Annotated in this window: 1 protein-coding gene; it reads right to left on the bottom strand. The window is 41.5% G+C overall.

The features are described 5' to 3' along the window. Positions 1–13 precede the first annotated feature (13 nt). On the bottom strand, positions 14–514 hold the full coding sequence (locus tag J5M56_RS24210; RefSeq protein WP_207937969.1) for a hypothetical protein: 501 nt from the start codon (positions 512–514) through the stop codon (positions 14–16). Positions 515–530 lie beyond the last annotated feature (16 nt).

Here is a 530-nt window from a genome sequence, read left to right as displayed (position 1 = left end):
CCTCCAAACTTATTTAGAATAAACCACCGATTGCGTTACCAACACTCCCAAGAGCGCCGCTAACCATATCAACCAGTGCATTTTTATTTGCTTCGCTTCCCTTCAAATTCCACTCAGACGAGTCACAAAGGAACTTCCACTCAATTTCATTTAACTCAGCCCCGTACATGATATTGGGCCAACCACCAATGTAACACTCAACTGATGTGAATACAGGGACACCAGCTTCATCTTTAAGCATTATTTCGAGCCTAACTTTTCCCTTTGATGTTTGTTCAAGCTCAAGCACTTTTCCGAGAATTGTATTGACTTCTATACTTTGTGGGATAGTGAGTAGGATGGTGCAAGATGTGTCACGGCTGATTTCTTTTGCGTGCTTACCACGAATACCACGAATCTGTTTTACAAACTCTGTATTACGTTGAATGGCAATTCTGTTCCAACCACTAACTCTGTACCCACCAAAGATAAGAGCTACTTGGTCTGGACTATATGTAAGGATATCTGCTGCCATTTAATCACCTATAGGA

The sequence above is a fragment of the Pseudomonas sp. 51_B genome (genome assembly GCF_017491595.1).
Taxonomy (GTDB): domain Bacteria; phylum Pseudomonadota; class Gammaproteobacteria; order Pseudomonadales; family Pseudomonadaceae; genus Aquipseudomonas; species Aquipseudomonas promysalinigenes.
This window is presented reverse-complemented; position numbering and strand designations above follow the sequence as displayed.